General features: G+C 58.9%; 24 protein-coding genes. 9 read left to right on the top strand and 15 right to left on the bottom strand.

What is annotated here, in order from left to right:
• Nucleotides 1-2: 2 nt before the first annotated feature.
• The 3 genes from GOW48_RS16000 to GOW48_RS15990 are packed head-to-tail and all read right to left on the bottom strand — an operon-like array spanning nt 3 to nt 2,396.
• On the bottom strand, nt 3-638 hold the full coding sequence (locus tag GOW48_RS16000) for an HAD family hydrolase (protein WP_170755221.1): 636 nt from the start codon (nt 636-638) through the stop codon (nt 3-5).
• Nucleotides 631-1,188, bottom strand: a complete 558-nt coding sequence (rsmD, locus tag GOW48_RS15995) for a 16S rRNA (guanine(966)-N(2))-methyltransferase RsmD (protein ID WP_170755220.1) — start codon at nt 1,186-1,188, stop codon at nt 631-633. The genes GOW48_RS16000 and rsmD overlap by 8 nt, the downstream gene beginning before the upstream one ends.
• Nucleotides 1,185-2,396 (bottom strand): NAD(P)/FAD-dependent oxidoreductase, encoded by a 1,212-nt coding sequence (locus GOW48_RS15990; RefSeq protein ID WP_170755219.1) that lies wholly within the window; start codon nt 2,394-2,396, stop codon nt 1,185-1,187. The genes rsmD and GOW48_RS15990 overlap by 4 nt, the downstream gene beginning before the upstream one ends.
• Before the next feature lie 99 nt (nt 2,397-2,495).
• Between GOW48_RS15990 and GOW48_RS15985 the strand changes: the two genes are divergently transcribed.
• The 4 genes from GOW48_RS15985 (at nt 2,496) to GOW48_RS15970 (ending at nt 4,025) form a co-directional block, all read left to right on the top strand.
• Nucleotides 2,496-2,981 carry a peroxiredoxin gene (locus GOW48_RS15985; RefSeq protein ID WP_170755218.1) on the top strand — a complete coding sequence of 162 codons (486 nt, stop codon included), beginning with the start codon at nt 2,496-2,498 and terminating at the stop codon, nt 2,979-2,981.
• 100 nt (nt 2,982-3,081) lie between these two features.
• Nucleotides 3,082-3,327, top strand: a complete 246-nt coding sequence (locus tag GOW48_RS15980) for a glycine zipper 2TM domain-containing protein (RefSeq protein WP_170755217.1) — start codon at nt 3,082-3,084, stop codon at nt 3,325-3,327.
• Between the two features lie 10 nt (nt 3,328-3,337).
• Nucleotides 3,338-3,685 carry an EF-hand domain-containing protein gene (locus tag GOW48_RS15975; RefSeq protein ID WP_170755216.1) on the top strand — a complete coding sequence of 116 codons (348 nt, stop codon included), beginning with the start codon at nt 3,338-3,340 and terminating at the stop codon, nt 3,683-3,685.
• Nucleotides 3,686-3,713: 28 nt separating this feature from the next.
• The gene (locus GOW48_RS15970; RefSeq protein WP_170355941.1) at nt 3,714-4,025 is read left to right on the top strand and encodes a hypothetical protein; all 312 of its coding nucleotides are present in this window, start codon (nt 3,714-3,716) and stop codon (nt 4,023-4,025) included.
• On the opposite strand, the gene GOW48_RS15965 is transcribed toward GOW48_RS15970, so the two are convergent.
• From GOW48_RS15965 to GOW48_RS15950, 4 genes are read right to left on the bottom strand one after another with little or no spacing between them, the layout of a single operon-like run.
• Entirely contained in the window at nt 4,022-4,315 is a 294-nt protein-coding gene (locus tag GOW48_RS15965) for a 4a-hydroxytetrahydrobiopterin dehydratase (RefSeq protein WP_170355939.1), read from the bottom strand. The two genes, GOW48_RS15970 and GOW48_RS15965, sit on opposite strands and share 4 nt — an antisense overlap.
• On the bottom strand, nt 4,312-5,499 hold the full coding sequence (locus GOW48_RS15960; protein WP_170755215.1) for a GNAT family N-acetyltransferase: 1,188 nt from the start codon (nt 5,497-5,499) through the stop codon (nt 4,312-4,314). The genes GOW48_RS15965 and GOW48_RS15960 overlap by 4 nt, the downstream gene beginning before the upstream one ends.
• Nucleotides 5,500-5,544: 45 nt before the next feature.
• Nucleotides 5,545-6,312 carry a glycerophosphodiester phosphodiesterase family protein gene (locus GOW48_RS15955; RefSeq protein ID WP_170755214.1) on the bottom strand — a complete coding sequence of 256 codons (768 nt, stop codon included), beginning with the start codon at nt 6,310-6,312 and terminating at the stop codon, nt 5,545-5,547.
• Complete coding sequence (locus GOW48_RS15950) at nt 6,309-6,764, bottom strand: RidA family protein (RefSeq protein ID WP_170355934.1); 456 nt, start codon at nt 6,762-6,764, stop codon at nt 6,309-6,311. Before GOW48_RS15950 ends, GOW48_RS15955 begins: the two co-directional genes overlap by 4 nt.
• Nucleotides 6,765-7,079: 315 nt before the next feature.
• Here GOW48_RS15950 and GOW48_RS15945 point away from each other — a divergent pair, with 315 nt between their 5' ends.
• Together GOW48_RS15945 and GOW48_RS15940 are read left to right on the top strand one after the other, a co-directional pair.
• Entirely contained in the window at nt 7,080-7,877 is a 798-nt protein-coding gene (locus GOW48_RS15945; protein ID WP_174821920.1) for an MlaA family lipoprotein, read from the top strand.
• Nucleotides 7,867-8,475 carry an MlaC/ttg2D family ABC transporter substrate-binding protein gene (locus tag GOW48_RS15940; protein ID WP_170355932.1) on the top strand — a complete coding sequence of 203 codons (609 nt, stop codon included), beginning with the start codon at nt 7,867-7,869 and terminating at the stop codon, nt 8,473-8,475. Before GOW48_RS15945 ends, GOW48_RS15940 begins: the two co-directional genes overlap by 11 nt.
• 72 nt (nt 8,476-8,547) lie before the next feature.
• Here GOW48_RS15940 and GOW48_RS15935 read toward each other — a convergent pair whose 3' ends face one another.
• Genes GOW48_RS15935 through GOW48_RS15920 form a run of 4 tightly spaced genes read right to left on the bottom strand, consistent with a single transcriptional unit; the run spans nt 8,548 to nt 12,721 of the window.
• Nucleotides 8,548-9,642, bottom strand: a complete 1,095-nt coding sequence (locus GOW48_RS15935) for an ABC transporter ATP-binding protein (protein WP_170755213.1) — start codon at nt 9,640-9,642, stop codon at nt 8,548-8,550.
• Between the two features lie 5 nt (nt 9,643-9,647).
• Nucleotides 9,648-10,553: a carbohydrate ABC transporter permease gene (locus GOW48_RS15930; RefSeq protein WP_170755212.1), complete on the bottom strand. Its 906-nt coding sequence runs from the start codon at nt 10,551-10,553 to the stop codon at nt 9,648-9,650.
• Nucleotides 10,546-11,418, bottom strand: a complete 873-nt coding sequence (locus GOW48_RS15925) for a carbohydrate ABC transporter permease (RefSeq protein WP_170355925.1) — start codon at nt 11,416-11,418, stop codon at nt 10,546-10,548. The genes GOW48_RS15930 and GOW48_RS15925 overlap by 8 nt, the downstream gene beginning before the upstream one ends.
• A gap of 58 nt (nt 11,419-11,476) precedes the next feature.
• Nucleotides 11,477-12,721: an ABC transporter substrate-binding protein gene (locus GOW48_RS15920; protein ID WP_170355923.1), complete on the bottom strand. Its 1,245-nt coding sequence runs from the start codon at nt 12,719-12,721 to the stop codon at nt 11,477-11,479.
• A gap of 219 nt (nt 12,722-12,940) precedes the next feature.
• On the opposite strand from GOW48_RS15920, the gene GOW48_RS15915 reads away from it, so the two are divergent.
• Together GOW48_RS15915 and GOW48_RS15910 are read left to right on the top strand one after the other, a co-directional pair.
• Nucleotides 12,941-13,675 (top strand): response regulator transcription factor, encoded by a 735-nt coding sequence (locus tag GOW48_RS15915; RefSeq protein WP_170755211.1) that lies wholly within the window; start codon nt 12,941-12,943, stop codon nt 13,673-13,675.
• A complete protein-coding gene (locus GOW48_RS15910; RefSeq protein ID WP_170755210.1) occupies nt 13,672-15,114 on the top strand; it encodes a sensor histidine kinase in 1,443 nt (480 codons plus the stop codon). The genes GOW48_RS15915 and GOW48_RS15910 overlap by 4 nt, the downstream gene beginning before the upstream one ends.
• Nucleotides 15,115-15,118: 4 nt before the next feature.
• Here the strand turns inward: GOW48_RS15910 and fliP are convergent, their stop codons facing one another.
• The 4 genes from fliP to fliF are packed head-to-tail and all read right to left on the bottom strand — an operon-like array spanning nt 15,119 to nt 18,315.
• Nucleotides 15,119-15,850, bottom strand: coding sequence for a flagellar type III secretion system pore protein FliP (gene fliP / locus GOW48_RS15905; protein WP_170755209.1), 732 nt, complete (start codon nt 15,848-15,850; stop codon nt 15,119-15,121).
• Nucleotides 15,850-16,137, bottom strand: a complete 288-nt coding sequence (locus GOW48_RS15900) for a FliM/FliN family flagellar motor switch protein (RefSeq protein ID WP_170355916.1) — start codon at nt 16,135-16,137, stop codon at nt 15,850-15,852. The genes fliP and GOW48_RS15900 overlap by 1 nt, the downstream gene beginning before the upstream one ends.
• Nucleotides 16,130-16,726 carry an ABC transporter ATP-binding protein gene (locus GOW48_RS15895; RefSeq protein WP_170755208.1) on the bottom strand — a complete coding sequence of 199 codons (597 nt, stop codon included), beginning with the start codon at nt 16,724-16,726 and terminating at the stop codon, nt 16,130-16,132. Before GOW48_RS15895 ends, GOW48_RS15900 begins: the two co-directional genes overlap by 8 nt.
• Nucleotides 16,726-18,315, bottom strand: a complete 1,590-nt coding sequence (fliF, locus tag GOW48_RS15890) for a flagellar basal-body MS-ring/collar protein FliF (RefSeq protein WP_170755207.1) — start codon at nt 18,313-18,315, stop codon at nt 16,726-16,728. The genes GOW48_RS15895 and fliF overlap by 1 nt, the downstream gene beginning before the upstream one ends.
• 119 nt (nt 18,316-18,434) lie before the next feature.
• On the opposite strand from fliF, the gene GOW48_RS15885 reads away from it, so the two are divergent.
• Nucleotides 18,435-18,932 (top strand): flagellar basal body-associated FliL family protein, encoded by a 498-nt coding sequence (locus tag GOW48_RS15885; RefSeq protein WP_170755206.1) that lies wholly within the window; start codon nt 18,435-18,437, stop codon nt 18,930-18,932.
• Nucleotides 18,933-18,937 lie beyond the last annotated feature (5 nt).

Raw genomic sequence — 18,937 nt, 5'->3', positions numbered from 1 at the left:
GGTCAGAGTCCCAAAATCACCGGAACTTGAGCCATATCCGTAAACAGCTCGGCCCCCAGATCAGCCAGTTTTTGCCCTCCGCCCTGTGGCGCATAAGCCAGACAGCGCATATCGGCGCGCATTGCGGCGGTGACGCCGCTAGGGCTGTCCTCGATCACGACGGGAGCTTTCGCCCCAAACTGTTCAGCCGCCGTTAGAAACAGGGTTGGATCGGGTTTCGCCACCTTTAGAACATGGGCCGAGAAGGCCACATCCCGAAACCTGTCCCACAGTCCGTTTTGGCCCAGTGTGATCTGCATCTTGTCGGGACTGCCGTTTGAGGCGACGCAGAATGGGATATCTTGCGCGTCCAGCGTGACCAGCAGATCGGCAACACCCGGCATCAGGTCCACTCCGCCGCGAAGACGCGCGTAGGTCTCTGCATAGACTTCATCGACCCAATCCTGGGGTAGGTCCGCGCCGAGCGCGCGAGCCTTATCACGCACCCCGGTCATGGTGCCGCCAAGAAAGAACCCCACACTGTCTTCAAGAGTCAGGTCCAGCCCATAGCGTGAAAGGTTTTCGACCAGCACCTGATTGGACAGCGGCTCACTGTCCACCAGCACGCCGTCGCAGTCAAAGATCACCAGATCATGCATCTGTACCACCCTTCCACATCAGCGTGATATGCGTGTCGCCATATTTCCGACTGTCTTGCAGGATGAACCCTTCAGGCGGCTGCATGGGGGCGTTTTCCTCCCACACGATCAGGGCGTCATCCTCGATCCAGTCGGGCAGCGCGGCGATGGCCTTTTGGCCCATGGACTTGCCATAAGGCGGATCAAGAAAGATCAGGTCATAAGGCGTGCCGGGATTGTCACCCAGCCGGGTTGCATCGCGGCGAATCAACTGGGTTCGGTCAGCACTGCGAGTCAGGTCGATATTCTTGCGGATCAGCCCCTGCGCCACACGCCCGTCATCCACGAAGGTCACATGGGACGCACCGCGCGACAGTGCCTCAAGCCCCAGCGCGCCGGTGCCCGCAAACAGGTCCAGCACACGCAGACCGTCGAAATCAATCTGATGGCTTAGCACGTTGAACAGGCTTTCACGCACCCGGTCCGTCGTAGGTCGCAAATGCGCCCCGGCATCCCCTTTACCGACCGAGGCCAAGGCCCGGCCCCGGAATTCGCCAGCGATAATCCTCACGCTTTGAGCAGCGGTTTCAGGTCCGCATCCGGGTCGGCAACCACAGCCGGATCGGCGGTTTTGCCCGCGTCGATCAGGCGTTTGCCGACCATATAGGCGCGCGGGTCATTCATCGCGTCCACCGCAATCAGTTGATCGCCTTTGTAATACCAGAAGGACACCGTCTGCCCCTCACCCTGCCGGGTCACAACGCGATCATAGCCCGTGTTCAAACCGGCGATTTGCAGTTTGACGTCATACTGATCCGACCAGAACCACGGTGTCGCGGTGTAATCCTTGGCCGCGCCCAGCATGTTCTGGGCCACGATCTCGGCCTGATCAATGGCGTTGGGTACGCTCTCCAGACGGATACGCCCTTCGCCATGCGGGAAAGACGCGCAATCGCCCGCCGCCCAGATCGACGGATCCGAGGTGCGGCCATGAGCGTCGGTTTTGATGCCGTTCTCCAGCTCCAGCCCCGCCATTTCAGCCAGCTGAGTCGCAGGCGCGATGCCCACGCCGACTACGACGAAATCAACGGCAATCTCGGTGCCATCGGTCAAAATTGCGCCTGTCACCTTGCCATCTTCGCCCAGCAGACGGTCCAGCCCGACGCCTTCACGGATATCGGCCCCGTATCCGGAATGCAGCGCGCGGAAATAATCGCTGGTCTCAAGTGCGGCGACCCGTTGCAGGATGCGGTCGGCCATCTCGACCAAGGTCACCTTGACCCCGCGCTTGGCGCAAACCGCAGCCGCCTCGAGCCCGATATAACCTCCGCCTACGATTAGCGCGCGGGCGCCGTCGGTCACGCGCGGCTCCATCTCGTCGATATGGGCAAGATCGCGCACCACATGTACGCCTTGCAGATCGCCACCAATCGCGGCAGGCAGGCGGCGCGGGTCGGACCCGGTGGTCAGAGCCAGTTCGTCATAGGAAATGACCTCCTCGCCCAGCGACACGGTCTTGGCTTGCGGATCAATCGCAGTCACGCGCTGGCCCAGACGCAGAGTAATGTTGTTCTCGGCATAAAAGCTCTCGGGGCGCAGGAACAGGCGCTCCAACTCCATCTCGCCCAGCAGGTAAGCCTTGGACAAGGGCGGGCGCTGATAAGGCAGATGCGGCTCGGCCCCGATCAGGGTGATATCGCCCTCAAACCCGTCTTTGCGCAGCCGCGCCACCAGCGATGCACCCGCCTGCCCGGCACCGATCACGACAATATGGCTCATCTTCCCCTCACCCTGTCGAATTCCCGTGGTCTCCTCCACGCGACCACCTATATTGCGGCTAAGCCCGACTCTGCAAATCCAAACGACAGGAGCACAAAAATGATTTCAACAGGTGATACGCTGCCCGACGCCACACTGACCCAGATCGGTGCGGAAGGCCCCGAGGAGGTCCGGATTTCCGATAAAACAAACGGGCGCAAAGTGGTGATCTTTGCCGTCCCCGGCGCGTTCACGCCCACCTGCCATTCGGCTCATGTGCCCAGCTTCATGCGCACCAAAGATCAGTTCGATGCCAAAGGCGTGGACGAAATCATCTGCCTGTCGGTCAACGACCCCTTCGTGATGAAAGCCTGGGGCGAGGCCACCGGCGCGTCCGATGCGGGCCTGACCATGCTGGCGGATGCCGCGTCCGAGTTCACCAAGGCCATCGGTATGGATTTCGACGCACCGCCGGCCGGGCTGATCGCGCGCTCGAAACGCTATGCGATGCTGGTCGAGGATGGCAAAGTCACCGCGCTGAACCTGGAAGAAAGCCCCGGCGCGTGCGAAATCTCTGCTGGTGAGGGCCTTTTGGACGTCATCTGATCCGGTTTGGCCCCGGTTCTGTCGGGGCCTTTGCCCTATTTAACTTGATAGGTAACTCTGAACGGCAAATACTCGGCCTAGTTGTTCAGGGAGTCCTTTTATGAAGCTCAAGTCCATTACCCTATGTCTGGGAACGGCAGGCGTACTGGCCGCGTGCGGTCCGGCCCCCACACCGCAACAACAAGCCGCCCGCCAGCATGAGATCGCCTGCCTCAGCGGCACGGTCGGCGGCGCGCTATTGGGTGGCGCCATCGGCAATCAGTTTGGAGGCGGGTCCGGCAAGACGATCCTGACAGCAGCAGGGGCTGCCGTCGGCGGGATCGAAGGTCAGAAATTCGCGTGCTGAGGAGGACATCATGAGACTTGGGATTTTGACACTTGGCCTGACCCTATTGGCCAACACCAGTGTGGCCGAAACCGTGGCAGAGCTGCATGAGAACGAACTGAAAGCCATCGACGCCAACAATGACGGTTTTCTGTCCAAAGACGAGTTCAACGCCTTTTCAGACTATGCATTTCAGGCGATGGATGAGGACAAGAGTGGCACGCTGGGTCTGGAGGAAGCCAAACCCTTTCTGGACATAAAGCAATTCCAAAGCGTTGACCGCAATCGGGATAACGTTATCTCTCGATCAGAATATGATGCGCAGATGACTGAGGATTTCTCATCTGCCGACAAAAACAGGAACGGTCAGTTGGACTAGGACCGCCCCAACCCGACAGGAGCGCGCTATGAACAAATGGATTTCTCTGGGTGTTCTGGCTTTGCTTGCAGCGTGTGACGTGCCGCAAGCGCCGATTGTAACCGGACCGGATGGTCAGCAGCGGATACAAATAAACACCAGCGGGCTGACCTGTTATGACACGCGGTGTCTAGACATTAACCCGGCGGCGCGGTCGGTGCGATCGAATGGCCTTCGAGAAACTCGCATCCCGAAAAATATCGACGTGAGCAGTGGCACTGTAACGCCTGATGAATTCCGGCAAATGGGTGTGGCCGCCTCGCTGGCGGGTGGCGTCGGCTCGGCAAGCGACCGGGGTTAAACCAGACTGTCCATCTTTCGGGCCAGCTTTGCGTCCAACGCAGACAATCCACCCACATCATGGGTGGACAGTGTCACCTCGACCGTTCGGTAGACATTGAACCATTCCGGGTGGTGGTTCCATTTCTCAGCAAAGATGGCCACTTGGGTCATCCAGCCAAAGGCGTGGACAAAATCCTGGAAGATGAAAGTCTTGGTGATTGCGTCCCGGCCTTCCACCATGGTCCAGCCATTTTGAAACAGAGGGTCCAGAAGGGGGCCGCGCGTTTCCGTTGACAAAAGTTCGGTCATTGCTGTTCCTCCGGGTTCGCTTTTCTGAACGGGCCGTAGTCCGTCAGAATCTCGATCTCTTCTCCCACTGCGCGGGCCTCGGCGTCCAGATATTTTCGGATCGCGTCGGCAAAACCGGGGTCATTGACCCAGTGAAGACTGTGCGTGCGCGTTGGCAGATAACCGCGCGCCAGCTTGTGTTCCCCCTGCGCGCCCGCCTCGACCCTTGCCAGACCCAGCGCAATGGCGAAGTCGATCGCCCTATAATAGCACAATTCAAAATGCAGACAGGCATGGTGCTCGACACAACCCCAATAGCGGCCATACAGCGTCTCGCGCCCGATGAAGTTCAGCGCGCCTGCAATCGGGTACCCGTCACGCTCGGCCAGAACCAGCGCCATGTCGTCGGCCATGGTTTCATGGGCAATGTCAAAGAACTGACGGGTCAGATAGGGCGCACCCCATTTGCGCGCGCCTGTGTCCTGATAGAACCGCCAGAACGCATCCCAGTGCTCGGGCCGTAGGTCATCGCCCGTGTAGGTGCGAATCTGACCGCCAAATCCACAGGCCTGCGCACGTTCCTTACGGATATTCTTACGTTTGCGCGACGAAAGGGCCCCCAGGAACCCGTCGAAATCCGCGTAGTCATGATTTAGCCAGTGAAACTGCTGCGAATGACGCACCATCAGGCCCATTTCTTCACCCGCTTCGGCCTCGGCCTCGGTGCAAAAGGTCGCGTGGATGGATGAGACCTGATTATCCGCCGCCAGTTGCACCGCACCTTGCACGAGGGCCGACAGGCCAACGCCCTCATACCCCGGCCGCACCAGAAACCGTCGCCCCGTGGCGGGTGTGAAGGGCACCGCAATTTGAAGCTTGGGGTAATAGCGCCCGCCCGCATTCTCATAAGCGTGCGCCCAGTTGTGGTCAAAGATGTACTCACCCTGCGAATGCGACTTGGCATACATTGGGGCCGCGCCGATCAGCATTCCGTCCAGATACGCGGTCAGATATTGCGGTTGCCAGCCTGAGCCGCGCCCGACCGAGCCGCTGTTTTCCAACGCCAACAAAAACCGATGCGTGGTAAACGGATCCAGTGGGCGACCGCCATCGGCCGCCTCGGGACAGGCACAACTGTCCCACTCTGCAGCAGGGATTTGCGACAGCGACCCCAGTACCCGAACCTCGATTTGCGCCTGATCCATGTGCCCTCCGCGTCTTGTCTTTATCTGTGACGGATGGGGTGGGGTTCAACCCGGGTGGGCGGCCAAATACCCCTCGAAGGTCACATTATCGGCAACCTTGCGGGCCTCTGCCTCTTGTTCGGGCGAGCGGATGGTCCAACACAGGATCGGCACACCCTGCGCCTTCAACTCGGCCACACGGGGACGCGCCAGATCTGCAGCCTCATGACTTATGAAACTGGCGCTGACCCGTTCGAAATCGGGAATGCCACGCAAATGGTCGCAGATTGCTTGTGGCAGATGTTCGACCTTGGGCTGATACGAACAGGTTGTGATGCCGCGCGGCAGATGGGGGGCAATTCGTGCCAGTTCGGCGACGGAATTAGCGTTGAATGACATCAGCGCCACGGCCCCGTCATAGCCCTGCAAAGCACGCACGGTATCTTGCTCCAGAGGGCCAACATCAGTGCCCATCGCGCCGTCCTGATCTTTCAATTCGATCAGCAGAGGCACTTGCCCGGCCACGATGTCAAGCACCTCGTCCAGCGTCGGGATACCGTCTGCGGCATGCAAAAGCTGCGTCGTCTGCGCCTCGGCCGCCGAGATTTGCTGAATCGGGCCAGAACGGCCCGTCAGACGGGTCATGTCATAGTCGTGAAACACCATCGCCCGGTTGTCGCTGGTGCGTTGCAGGTCAATCTCGATACCATATCCGGCCTCGACAGCCGCGCGAATGGCCGCCCGGCTGTTTTCCGGGCGGTTGTCCGAGAGGTCGTGCAATGCCCGATGCGCGATCGGAGCCTGCAGGAACACGTCAGGCAAGGCGGGTGTCATGCGACCTCGAAAATACCTTCGATCTCAACAGCCACGCCCAGAGGCAGCGCCGCAGCACTGACAGCCGAGCGCGAATGGCGACCAGCCTCACCCAGCGCTTCGACCAGAAAGTCCGACGCGCCGTTGATGACCTGTGGCTGTGCTGTGAAATCAGGGGTCGAGTTCACGAACCCTGTCAGTTTGATCACCCGCACCAGCTTGTCGATATCACCGCCACAGGCCGCTTTGACTTGCGCCAGCAGGTTGATCGCGCACACTTTGGCGGCTGCTGCACCAGCTTCGACCTCCATGTCATCGCCCAGCTTGCCGATGATCATCGAACCATCGTTCGAAATCTGCCCCGAAACATAGACGATGTTACCAACGCGCACGAAAGGCACATAGTTGGCCGCCGGTGCCGGCGCGTCGGGCAGCGTAACGCCCATGCTGTCCAGTTTTGCTGCAATGCTCATGTGATGGTCCTCACCTTAATTCGAGTCGGTCGGACGCTAACCGGGAAAGACCGGTTCGAAAAGCACCAAACCGCCGAATTAAGCGTCATTGCTGCTGTAAGCATGACTTCTCTTATTCTTTAGTGTTGAACTCGTGTCACTTTACCTTGACCTCTTAACCGGGTTACACGCTGGCTGTTTCAATAGATTTGTGAAACACCTATGTGACATTGAATTGCGCCGTTAGAAGCGGCCAAAGGCAGTATTGATTGAACGTTCAGGCGCATACGTTCCTGACGTGTTGGAGTGGCAAAGACCGTGCTAAGCAAAATCCGCTTGAAGCCCCTTATCCTCCTGTCCCTAGTGGCTACTCTCGGCGCCTGCGCTACACGCCCACCGGAAGGCACCCCTCCGGGTGAGGTGTTTGACCCTTACGAAAGAAACAATCGGGGTATTCATAAGTTCAATCTGGGCGTTGACCGGTTTCTGTTCCGTCCCGCCTCGAAAGGCTATGTGAAGATCTTCCCCGATCCGGTTGTGACCAGTTTCAGCAATTTCGCGGAAAACCTGACCATGCCGGGGCAGGCGCTGGACTATCTGTTGCAGGGTAATCTGAAACAGTCGGGCAATGCCCTGCTACGCTTTGCAATCAATACTACCGTTGGCGGGGCAGGCTTATCCAAACCTGCGGACGAGTTGAACCTGCCGCCGGTTGACACCGACTTTGGCGAGACACTGCATGTCTGGGGTGTCGGAGAAGGCGCTTATGTGGAACTGCCACTATACGGCCCATCGACCCAGCGCGACGCAATTGGTGTTGTGGTCAATCTTTTCTCGAACCCGATCAACTTTTCGCCTGTGCGCCCGATCGACAATATCGGCGTCTATGCCGAGGTTGTGCGGCGCGCCGGGGATCGGGGTCGGTTCTCGGATACGGTCGACTCGATCCTGTATGAAAGCGCCGACAGTTATGCGCAGTCACAGACCATCTACCTGCAAAACCGCCGGTTTGAACTGGCGCGAGACGATGAAGACGCCTATCTGGGCCTATATGACGACCCCTACGCAGACATCGGAACCGACCCTGTCAGGGACCCCTACCTAGACCCCTACGAGGACCCCTATGCTGAATAACCATCTAAATCGACGCGGATTTGTCGCCACTGGCCTGGCCGGTGTTTTGATGGCCGCCCTGCCCGCCTACGCCCAGACCGAAGCCAGCGCCAAGGCGCTGGTGGTCAGTGTGGTGGACGATATCAACCGCGTGATCGCCTCGGGCAAGTCCGAAAAGTCGATGATCCGCGATTTCGAGAAGATTTTTGCGCAATATGCCGACGTACCAATTATGGCACGTTACGTGTTGGGGGCCGATGGCCGATCTGCCAGCCCGGCGCAGCTGCGACAATTCACCGACGCCTTTCAGGGCTATATCTCGAACAAATATGGCCGCCGCTTCCGTGAATTCATCGGCGGTCAGGTCACCGTGCGCAACGCCCGCAAGATCAAAGCAGGGTATGAGGTGCGCACCTCGGTTAAACTTCAGGGCTCGTCCCCGTTCGAGGTGACGTTCCTGGTGTCGGACAAATCGGGCCGTGACCGGTTTTTCAACATGTTCATCGAAGGGGTGAACATGCTGCTGACCGAGCGCACCGAAGTTGGCGCGCTGCTAGACGCGCGCGGAGGCGATCTGAACCGTCTGATCAAGGACATGAAGCAGAACAAGCTGAGCTGATCGGGTTCACATGACAAAAGCGCCGCGCGACCCCCATCGCGCGGCGCTTTTTTTGTTGGCGCTTGAACACCCTTAGTTCAAGCGCTCGCCGGTTTCTTTGGCGAAATACGACACTTTGCTCATGTCGAAGGCGAGGTTCAGAGGTTTCCCCGCCTGCGCGCTGGTTTCCGCGTGCAGACGCGCCGTGACCTGCTTGCCGCCCAGCTCCGAGACCACATAGGTGTCGGCCCCTGCAGGTTCGACCATATCGACAAGACACTCAGCCTCTTGCACCCCGTCGCCTGCGCGGAACCCGGCCTCAGCAATGTCCTCGGGACGCAGACCCAGGATCACATCCTGCGGAAGGGCCAGATCACGCGATTCTGTCAACAGCAGGTCGCCACCCTCACGCGCGATGGCGATCTGGGTGCCCGAGCCATTCTTGCGCGCCTGTGCCGGGATCAGGTTCATCGCGGGTGAGCCCATGAAATCCGCCACAAACAGGTTGGCCGGGTTGTTATAGATCTCGGCCGGTGTGCCGATCTGCTGAACGACTCCACCTTTCAGCACGACGATCTTGGTCGCCAGTGTCATCGCCTCGATCTGGTCATGGGTCACGTAAACGATCGAGGCATCCAGCGTTTGGTGCAGCTTCTTGATCTCGGTCCGCATCTCGACCCGCAGCTTGGCGTCGAGGTTGGATAGCGGTTCATCGAACAGGAACAGCTTGGGATCGCGCACCAGCGCCCGACCCATTGCCACACGCTGACGCTGACCGCCCGATAATTGGCTGGGGCGGCGGTTCAGCAGAGGTTCGATCTGCAACAGTTGGGCGACCTCTTTCAGCTTGGCATCCTGCGTCGCCTGATCGACCCCGCGCACTTTCATGCCAAAGGTGATGTTCTTGGCCACGGTCATGGTCGGGTACAAAGCGTAGGACTGGAACACCATCGCGATGTCGCGGTCCTTGGGGCTGACATGGGTCATGTCATTGCCCCCAATGGACAGGGTGCCGCCAGTGATCTCCTCCAACCCGGCAATGCAGTTCAGCAGGGTGGACTTGCCGCAGCCCGAGGGGCCGACGAGCACCAGGAAATCGCCCGGCTCGATCGAGATGTTGATGTCCTTCAGAATCTCGGTCGCACCGTAATTCTTATAGAGTTTGTTGATATCAAGGATGGGTGCCATGGGTCTTATCCCTTCACAGAACCAGCGGTCAGGCCGCGTATGAAATACTTACCGGCAACGACATAGACGAGCAGCGTCGGTAGCCCCGCGATGATCGCGGCGGCCATGTCGACGTTGTATTCTTTGACGCCGGTGGTGGAGTTTACGATGTTATTGAGCGCCACTGTCACGGGTTGCGTACCCGCCTGGCTGAACGACACGCCGAACAGGAAGTCGTTCCAGATCTGCGTGAACTGCCAGATCACGGTCACAACGATGATCGGCAGCGACAGCGGCAGGAAGATCGACCAGAAGATCCGCAGGAACCCGGCCCCATCAACGCGTGCGGCCTTGGTCAGCTCGGACGGGATGGTGACATAGTAGTTACGGAAAAACAGCGTGGTGAAGCCCAACCCGTAGATCACATGGACAAAGATCAGGCCCGGAATGGTCCCGGCGATCCCCATCATGCCCAACAGGCGCGCCATCGGCAGCAAAACCACCTGAAACGGGATGAAGCAGCCAAACAGCATCAGCGAGAAAATGATGTTCGCGCCTTTGAACCGCCACTGCGCCACGACATAGCCGTTCAGCGCACCTAGCAGGGTCGAGATCGCCACCGCAGGCACCGCGATGAGGACCGAGTTCCAGAAATAGGGGCGCAGGCCCTCGCACTGAATGCCGGTACAGGCACCGGACCATGCGGTTTTCCAGGCATCAAAGCTGACTTCGCGCGGTAAGGAAATCAGGCTGCCGGTGCGGATTTCCTCAAGGCTTTTCAACGATGTGGTCAACATCACGAACAGCGGCATCAGGTAATACAGCGCAAAGAGACCCAGCAGGACGTAGAGCAACCAACGCAGGGCAATCTTGCCAACGGCACTTTGGCTACGGGTTTGGGTTTGGGATTGGGGCATCGACAGATCAGTCATTTTTCGCCCTCAGCTCTGAGTAAAGATAAGGAACCACGATGGCAAAGACGACCAGCATCATGATCATCGCGGACGATGCCGCCTGACCAATATCGCCGCGCGAAAACGCCATGGCGTACATGTAGGTCGCTGGCAGATCGGTTGCGTATCCGGGACCGCCACCCGTGAGGGCGATGACAAGGTCAAAGCTCTTGATCGCAAGGTGGGCCAGCACGATGAAGGCCGAAAGAAAGATCGGGGCCATCGACGGTATGATGATCGCCGTGTAGATGCGCCATGTGGGGATACCATCGACCTGGGCTGCCTTGATGATCTCACCATCCACCGAGCGTAGACCAGCGAGGAACAGCGCCATGACGAAGCCTGAGCTTTGCCAGATCGCGGCCATCACGATGGTGTAGATGGCGTAGTCGGGGTTCACCAGCCAGTCGAACTCGAAATTGGTAAAGCCCCAGCCCTGGACCATGGACTCGATCCCCAGACCGGGGTTCAAGATCCACTTCCACGCGGTGCCTGTCACGATCATCGACAGCGCCATCGGGTACAGATAGATCGTGCGGATGGCCCCTTCGACGCGGATCTTCTGATCCAGCAGAATGGCTAGAAGCAGACCCAACACCATCGCAATGATGATGAAAAGCGCGCCAAAGATATACAAGTTGTTAATCGCCGTATCCCAACGGGGCGAGTCAAACAGGCGTTCATACTGGATGAATCCCTTGATCTCGTATTTCGGCAACAGTTTCGATCGAGTCAGTGACACCCAGGCCGTCCATCCGATAAAGCCGTAGACAAAGATCAATACGGCAATGAACGACGGTGCCAGCACCACCTTGGGCAGGTGGTTTTCCAGCCATTCGGACATGATTTCCTCCGGGGAAAGATGCTCTGCCCCGTCAGTATAGGGGGCAGAGCGATATGGATCAGTAGCTGTTAGCCACTGCTGCCGCCAATTGCTGAACCGCGTCAGCCGACGACATATCCGAGTTGAAATGCGCGGTCACAACATCCGTGATCGCACCAGACTGCGACCCGCGCAGCGCCATGCCGTGGGCATAAGACGGCAGCAGCGAGCCTGCGTCCGAGGTCGAACCCATATCTTCGGCCGACAAGTTGGCGCAGATGTCAAAGTCATCCAGTGCCACGTCGGTCCGTGCCGGGATCGAGCCTTTGTTCAGGTTGAACACTTTCTGGAAGTTCGGTGCGACGATCAGCTTGGCCAGCAGGTCCTGACCGGCTTTCTTGTCATCTCCGTCCACATCGAACATTGCAAAGCTGTCGACATTGTACAGATAGCCGTCACCGGGGGTCGAGGCGCACAGGAAATCCTCGCCGGGTTTTTTGCCCGCCGCCAGGAACTCGCCCTTGGCCCAATCACCCATGATCTGGAACGCCGCCTCACCGTTCATGACCATCGCGGTGGCCAGGTTCCAGTCGCGGCCCGAAAAGTTCTCGTCCACGTAGCCGCGCATTGTGCGCATCTGGTCGAACACCTGCACCATCGTGTCCGAGGTCAGCGCCTCAGGGTCCAGATCAACCAGCGCTTTCTGGAAGAACTCGGGACCGCCAATGCCCAGTACCACGGTTTCAAAAACGGTCGCGTCCTGCCATGCCTGACCACCATGGGCCAGCGGGATCACACCTGCGGCTTGCAGCTTATCCGCGGCAGCGTTGAATTCGTCCCACGTGGTCGGCATCTCGATGCCATTTGCGGCCAGAACGTCGGCATTGGCCCAGATCCAATCAACGCGGTGTACGTTCACCGGCGCGGCGCACCACGTGCCCTCGCATTTCATATGACCCGCGATCGAGGCGGGCAGAACGTCGGCCCAGCCTTCGGCCTCGGCCACGGACGAGATATCGGCCAGCACGCCCTCTTCATACCATTCCTGAATGGCGGGGCCTTTCAACTGAACGGCGGTCGGCGCGTTGCCCGACAGAACGCGGGCGCGCAGCGCAGTCATCGCGGCATCACCGCCACCGCCAGCAACGGGCATATCGGTCCAGCTGCCACCATTGGCTGCGAATTCCTCTTGCAGGACGGCAACCGACTTGGCCTCGCCCCCCGATGTCCACCAATGCAGAACTTCTGCCTGGGGACCCGCCAACACCGACGATCCGGCCACAACAGCCAGCGTCGATACGGTGGCAAATGCAAAACGTTTCATTTCTTGTCTCCTCCCTAGAGAACGAAGTGACTGCCGCAGCAGCGATGTCGGCCATACTGGGGCGCACGGGCCGTCTGGCAACTTGGAATCCGCGCCAAACCCGTGCATCAGCCCAATTTTTCACCGCTTCTGTTACCGCGTGTTACGTTGACATTGAATCTGTTTCCGTTCGTTACAATTGACGATATCGGAGGAACAGTGACTGGGAGGACAAACCGCGTGAGTATCCCGCGACTTTTGGTGGTGGATGACGACCCCGAGATGCGGGCGATGATGACCCAGTTCCTGCAGCAGAACGGGTTCATCGCCCTACCCGCCAGTTCTGAAAATGAAATCCGCAGCCACCTGAACACCGGCCGCATCGACCTGATCCTGCTGGACGTGATGCTGGGCGATGAAAACGGCGTCGAGATCTGCGCCCGCCTGCGCGCCGAACAGGATGTGCCGATCATTCTGGTCTCGGCCCTGTCAGCCGACCATCAGCGCATGGCGGGGTATGAGGTCGGGGCCGATGACTATATCGCCAAGCCTTTCAACCCGCAGCTTCTGCTCGCTCGCGTACGGGCAGTGATGCAACGTGCGCGGCGGTCATCGTCACTGGCCTACCGCCGCCGCATCCACAGCTTCCGCTTTGACGGCTGGCTCTATGATGGCAAACGCGATGAGGTGCATTCGCCCGAGGGCTATTTGGTGGCGCTGTCACAACGTGAGACGGCGTTGCTCAAGGTTTTGCTGGCCAATCCGCATATCCCCCTGACACGGGATGAGATCGTCGCCGCGCTGGATGTCACCGGCGGCACCGACAAGCCCGAGGCGCAGGGCCGCGCCATCGACATGCTGGTGGGGCGGCTGCGGTCAAAGATCGAAGTCAACCCGAAGGACCCGCAGATGCTGCGCACCGAACGCGGCGTCGGCTATGTTTTTGCCGCCGACGTGTCGGTGCAAGAGGAATGACACTGCGCCTACGCAATTTAGGCTGGTTTTGGGTGATCTCAGCCTTCGCAACAGGGCTGGTATCGGCCAGCCTGTGGTTTGCTTCGGCCCGCGCCTGGAATCAGTTCCTGACGCAATCCTTCGTCGCGGGGTTTACGGTTTACGAAGACCTGCGCACCGGAATGGCCCCAGCAGCCCCGCTGTCCATTACGCCCTTGTCACCGGCGGATGCCGTCCTGGCCGATAAGGGAGAGTTCCAACAATTTCCTGGGTCTTCGGGCCGTCGGTTCCTAACCAACCTTTCGATCCTGACAGACAGTTCCGCGCCGCTCAACGGGCGTGAATTGACGCTGGCAATCCTGTCCGATCGTCTAGTCTATCCGGTGTCAGATATCGTCTCGCGTAGCGATCAGACAGGGTCCGAGAAGATGGGTAACCTGACACGATTGCTGGCCACCTATTGCAGCGAGCCGATCCTGATCGCGCAGTTTGGACGTGGACCATGGTACCGCGTGGACGGAACCGGTATCTGGGGGTGCGGCGCGGCCCCGGCCGATCTGCGCCTGCCCGCGATATTGCTGGGAATCGTAGCGCTGGCGGTGATCCTGACCTCGGTCGGTAATGTGTCTGATACGTTCACGCGATTTGCCCACGCCCTGCGCGACCGTCGGAGGCGCGGGGGACCCGACAGTTACGACGCGGATGGCCCGACCGAGCTGCGGGACATCGTGTCTGCCGTAAACGCCCATCTCGATGCAGAGCGCGCTCAGTTGGAACAACGTGCCACTGTCCTTTCGGGCGTCAGCCATGATCTGGGAACCCCTGCAACCCGAGTCCGATTGCGCGCTGCGCTCATCGCGGATGACGAACTGCGTGAAAAGCTCGAAGCGGATGTGGATCAGATGACAGGCATGATTGAAAGTGTCCTGACATACACACGCTCCGAACTGAGTGTCGAAGAGCCTCGTCAGATTTCACTGACATCCCTGGTCGAGTCGGTTGTCGACGACTACCAGGATATGGATCGCCCCGTGACCTTGCAGAACATTGATCCTGTTGCGGTTGAAGGTGCGCCATCCGTTTTCATGTCCCGGCGCGGGCACGGCACCTTGCAGGAAGCGCGGCGCATGCTGGTCACCGCTAGACCGATTTCGCTGAAACGGGCCTTGACCAACCTAATCGACAACGCGCTGAAATACGGCCGCCATGCCGAGGTCCAGCTTGAAACCGACGCGCATTCTGCCACGATCACGGTCGAGGACAAGGGTACCGATCTGTCGGTTCAGGATATCGAAGCTCTGATGGCCCCTTTCCAGCGCGGAACCAATACAGGGTCGTCAGACGGGTTCGGCCTGGGTCTGACCATTGCCGCGACGGTCGCGGAACAGCATGGCGGCGCGCTGCGGTTTGAGGCCGGAGATCAGGGATTGCGCGCCCGATTGACGATTACACGGCACTGATCTGTCAGGCCATATAACTTCGGACCAAGGCGCTTGCGATCAACGACCATCCGTCCGCAATTACAAAAAACGCCAGCTTGAACGGAAGTGATACCGTGGCCGGCGGTACCATCATCATACCCATCGACATCAGCACCGCCCCAACGACAAGGTCGATGATCAGGAACGGCAGAAAGATGAGGAAGCCGATCTGAAAAGCGCGCGCGATCTCGGACAGCATGAAAGATGGCATCAGGATCGACAGCGGAGCATCCGGTGACACATCGACTGTAATGCCTTCTGGTCGAAGCGCAGCCATTGCGTGAAATGTATCGGGGTCCAGCCTTGCGGCCATGAAGGCGCGAAATGGCTGCAACGCCCGTTCCAAAGCGGGCTCAACCTCCATCGTTTCATTGACCATGGGGCGGATGCCAGTGGTCCAGGCTTCGGTAAAGACGGGCTCCATTATGAAATAGGTCAGAAACAAAGCCAGGCTGACGATCAGCATGTTGGGGGGCGATTGTTGCAACCCGATCCCTTGCCGCAGAATTGCTAGTACCGTGATCAGAAACGGGAAGCAGGTGATCATGATCGCCAATCCGGGTGCCAGGCTGAGAACGGTGATCAACAGGATCAACTGGACCGTCCGAGCCGAGATCGAGCCCCCGTCCTCCAGCGACAAAGATAGCTCCTGCGCCATGGCAAAGGACGGAGTCATCCCTATCAGCGCAACGATAAGCCACGGCAATACGCGCATCAGCCGATCCCGTTCTGCAGGTCAGCAATCTCGGTCAGGCGTACGGCCAGTTGGCCCGGCTGATCCCCTTCCAACTCTTCCAGAAGACCCCGTGCAACAAGCTGGTCGCCGACATAGAGGTCGACCGGGTCCTCGATACGTTTATCCAACGTGAGCACCGCATTCTCACCCATGTTCAACAGGTCGCGGATCAAAGGTCGGGCGCGCCCCACGGATACGGTGACTTCGATCGGAACAGACTCGAACGGATTGGCTTTCTCTGGTTTTGGGGTTTGGGGATCACTCATTGCTCATTGCCTCTTTTGCCTCAAATACATACGCGTCGAACGCCCCGGCGACCGATGCCAGCAGCCCATCAGTATCAACTTCACGCTGAGCCACGCCGACCTGCAGCCTTGCCTGTCCGGCTTCGAGCGAGGGATCTTCGATCACCTTCACCGCCGTTGACAGGCTGGGTGGGATCAACTTCTGAACCTCAACCGCGCGCCCCTTGGGAGCAAACACTTGCATCGGTTGTCCGATCTGTTCCTGTGCCATCTCGCTGAGCTGTTCAACCAACCGCGCGGCGAACCCGCGATCTAGCGTGTCGGGCAGAACCGCGTTCACAAGGCTGTTGAACATGGGCTCCAGCGACAAAGTCATACGCGTCACGGCTTCATGGTAGGTGAAGGACATGTCCTCCAACGACTTGGCCAGCTCGGCTGAGGCTTGCTTACGGCTTTGCTCTTGCGCTTGCAGAGCGTCTTCCCAACCTGCGCTGTAGCCTTGTTCGAATGAGGCCAACCGCTGTTCTTCAAGCGCGTCTTCATCCAACAGGTGGAGCTTTCCTCCACCGGCTTGCAGAGTGAAATCCTCAAGAAGATGGGCTATCGACATCAAGCACGCTCCTCACCTTCTTCAAGCCAGCTGCGCAGGATTTCCACGGTCTCTTCCTGCTTGTCGCCGATCATCGTTCGCAACCGGTCCACAGGATCGGCGCCGGGCGCGTTGGTGAGGGTCGGAACATCACCTGCCGGAGCTTGTCGAGGCACCGGCTGGTATTGGCCAACTTCATCGGTCGCGATCTCTCCGGTCAGGTACGCTTCGGGTTCTGTCGCGGAACCTGCCGGCAACAAGGCAGGCACGGCGGCCGGTTTCATCAGAATGGGTCGAATGACAAACAGGGCAAGGATTAGCGAAACCGCTGCCAGAATGGTCATCTGGATCAACGACATCGCATCAAGATGGATACTCCCCCAAATCGAGGAAGAAGCCACGGTTCCCTGCGGTTCAACCACGGGCAAATTCATGGACTTCAGTGTAATAACATCACCACGCTCGGCATCGAAGCCAACAGCCGAAGCGACAAGCTCTTTCAGTGCTTCCATCTCGACTTTCGGCATCGGCACAAAGCTCTCGACGCCACTTGCGTCTGACGATGTCGTACCGTTTACCAGAACGGCAACCGTCAAACGTTTGATGGCTCCTGGCGCGTTGTGGACCTCCAGCTCGGTTTCCGAAACCTCATAATTCACCCGCTCGCGCGTTTGGGTTGCATTCGAATTCGATTCATCGCCACCGGCCCCGTCCCCATCAGGCAAGTTCGATGCAACGGTCACATCTGCAGATTGGTTCCGGGCACTATCCGATCGTTCTTCGACATCGGTACTGATTGCGACACGGCCACTAGGGTCAAATCGACGCTCACGGATCGACTCGGTTTTGGTAACGGTGTCAACGCTGACTTCGACCACGGCGTTGCCGGTCCCCACGCGGGCTTCAACCAGGCGCAGAACACGCTCGCGCAGCTGTTGGGCTTTGTCGTCGGCCGTATCGCCCGCCACAGGATTGTCTTGCGCACCAATGACCGCACCATTCGAGTCGATCACAGCGACGTTTTCCGGCGCCAAGCCACTGACAGCGGACGACACAAGAAAGCGGATTGCCTTGGCCTGATCCGAAGTAATGTCGGCCCCTGAGGATACCAGATAGACCGATGCCGTCGGAGCAACGCTGCGTTGGAACGGATTCGAGGATCCGTTCGCGATATGAACCCGTGCCTGACTGATGTGCGGACCACCGACAATGGTACGTGCCAGTTCCCCCTCTTTCGCGCGCCAGTACGCAGCGTCGAACATCTGGGACGTCGTGCCAAAGCCGCTCAGCGAATCTAGCAGCTCATATCCCCTATTTCCGTTCGCAGGCAGTCCATCACTGGCCAGGGTCATGCGCAGTTCATCACGCTGCGAACCCGGTACATAGATCGAGCCGCCGCGAATCTCATACGGCACACCACGCTGGTCCAGCGACCGCACGATATCGCCAGCTGCGCCACTTTCCAGCCCCGCATAAAGCAAGGTCATCGACGGCGCGCTTACCAGTCGCGACATCGTTAGAACCCCAAGAAACACCAGCACGACTGCACCGGCAACGATGATTTGTTTACGCCTGTCCAAACTTGCCCAGACAGTCCCGATCTGCTGCACGCTCACCTCCGACTCGCCGGCATTCTGCCCGGCACATCCCTTGTTTGAACGATTGCCCTTAACAATCGGTTAGTCCCTGCCGGGTTATGACAGTTGCGGAACGGATGAATGAGGACGTCATGACCGACGCGACTGCAAAACAGGCAGAAGAGGCTGAAAAATCAGGGAAAAGTGGGTTGATTATCGGTGCGATTCTAGCCGTGGCCGGGGCAGCTGGCGGATACTACCTGACCACGTCGGGAATGTTGCCCTTTGGCCCGAAACCAACCGCTGACGCACCTGTGAAAGAAGGTACGGAAAAACCTCTCAAGGCCCTGCCCGACGTGGTTTTTGTCGATCTGCCGCCGGTCATCGTTTCGATCAAGTCGGGCGATTCGCGGCACCTGAAGTTTCATGCGCAGCTTGAGGTGAATCCAGAACACCTGAGCGACGTTGAAAAAATGAAGCCGCGAATCATGGACGTCCTGAATGGATATTTGCGTGCCGTTCAAGTTGGGGATCTGGAAGATTCCCTGGCGCTGATGCGCATACGCGGCCATCTGCTGCGTCGAATCGGGATCGTCGTCGGAGAAGACCGCGTGCGCGATGTTCTCGTGATGGAATTCGTACTGAACTAGGAGGC

The organism is Ruegeria lacuscaerulensis, from assembly GCF_013033355.1.
Taxonomy (GTDB): Bacteria; Pseudomonadota; Alphaproteobacteria; order Rhodobacterales; family Rhodobacteraceae; genus Ruegeria; species Ruegeria lacuscaerulensis_A.
This window is presented reverse-complemented; position numbering and strand designations above follow the sequence as displayed.

Excerpts from the sequence above, each read along its gene's own strand:
- GOW48_RS15970 (WP_170355941.1), top strand. The coding sequence starts at position 3,714 with ATGAACAAATGGATTTCTCTGGGTGTTCTGGCTTTGCTTGCAGCGTGT.
- GOW48_RS15950 (WP_170355934.1), bottom strand. The coding sequence starts at position 6,764 with ATGAGCATTGCAGCAAAACTGGACAGCATGGGCGTTACGCTGCCCGAC.
- GOW48_RS15930 (WP_170755212.1), bottom strand. The coding sequence starts at position 10,553 with ATGACTGATCTGTCGATGCCCCAATCCCAAACCCAAACCCGTAGCCAA.
- GOW48_RS15980 (WP_170755217.1), top strand. The coding sequence starts at position 3,082 with ATGAAGCTCAAGTCCATTACCCTATGTCTGGGAACGGCAGGCGTACTG.
- fliP (WP_170755209.1), bottom strand. The coding sequence starts at position 15,850 with ATGCGCGTATTGCCGTGGCTTATCGTTGCGCTGATAGGGATGACTCCG.
- GOW48_RS16000 (WP_170755221.1), bottom strand. The coding sequence starts at position 638 with ATGCATGATCTGGTGATCTTTGACTGCGACGGCGTGCTGGTGGACAGT.
- GOW48_RS15990 (WP_170755219.1), bottom strand. The coding sequence starts at position 2,396 with ATGAGCCATATTGTCGTGATCGGTGCCGGGCAGGCGGGTGCATCGCTG.
- GOW48_RS15940 (WP_170355932.1), top strand. The coding sequence starts at position 7,867 with ATGCTGAATAACCATCTAAATCGACGCGGATTTGTCGCCACTGGCCTG.
- GOW48_RS15975 (WP_170755216.1), top strand. The coding sequence starts at position 3,338 with ATGAGACTTGGGATTTTGACACTTGGCCTGACCCTATTGGCCAACACC.
- GOW48_RS15900 (WP_170355916.1), bottom strand. The coding sequence starts at position 16,137 with ATGAGTGATCCCCAAACCCCAAAACCAGAGAAAGCCAATCCGTTCGAG.
- GOW48_RS15885 (WP_170755206.1), top strand. The coding sequence starts at position 18,435 with ATGACCGACGCGACTGCAAAACAGGCAGAAGAGGCTGAAAAATCAGGG.
- GOW48_RS15895 (WP_170755208.1), bottom strand. The coding sequence starts at position 16,726 with ATGTCGATAGCCCATCTTCTTGAGGATTTCACTCTGCAAGCCGGTGGA.
- GOW48_RS15965 (WP_170355939.1), bottom strand. The coding sequence starts at position 4,315 with ATGACCGAACTTTTGTCAACGGAAACGCGCGGCCCCCTTCTGGACCCT.
- GOW48_RS15960 (WP_170755215.1), bottom strand. The coding sequence starts at position 5,499 with ATGGATCAGGCGCAAATCGAGGTTCGGGTACTGGGGTCGCTGTCGCAA.
- GOW48_RS15910 (WP_170755210.1), top strand. The coding sequence starts at position 13,672 with ATGACACTGCGCCTACGCAATTTAGGCTGGTTTTGGGTGATCTCAGCC.
- GOW48_RS15920 (WP_170355923.1), bottom strand. The coding sequence starts at position 12,721 with ATGAAACGTTTTGCATTTGCCACCGTATCGACGCTGGCTGTTGTGGCC.
- GOW48_RS15925 (WP_170355925.1), bottom strand. The coding sequence starts at position 11,418 with ATGTCCGAATGGCTGGAAAACCACCTGCCCAAGGTGGTGCTGGCACCG.
- GOW48_RS15985 (WP_170755218.1), top strand. The coding sequence starts at position 2,496 with ATGATTTCAACAGGTGATACGCTGCCCGACGCCACACTGACCCAGATC.
- GOW48_RS15955 (WP_170755214.1), bottom strand. The coding sequence starts at position 6,312 with ATGACACCCGCCTTGCCTGACGTGTTCCTGCAGGCTCCGATCGCGCAT.
- GOW48_RS15935 (WP_170755213.1), bottom strand. The coding sequence starts at position 9,642 with ATGGCACCCATCCTTGATATCAACAAACTCTATAAGAATTACGGTGCG.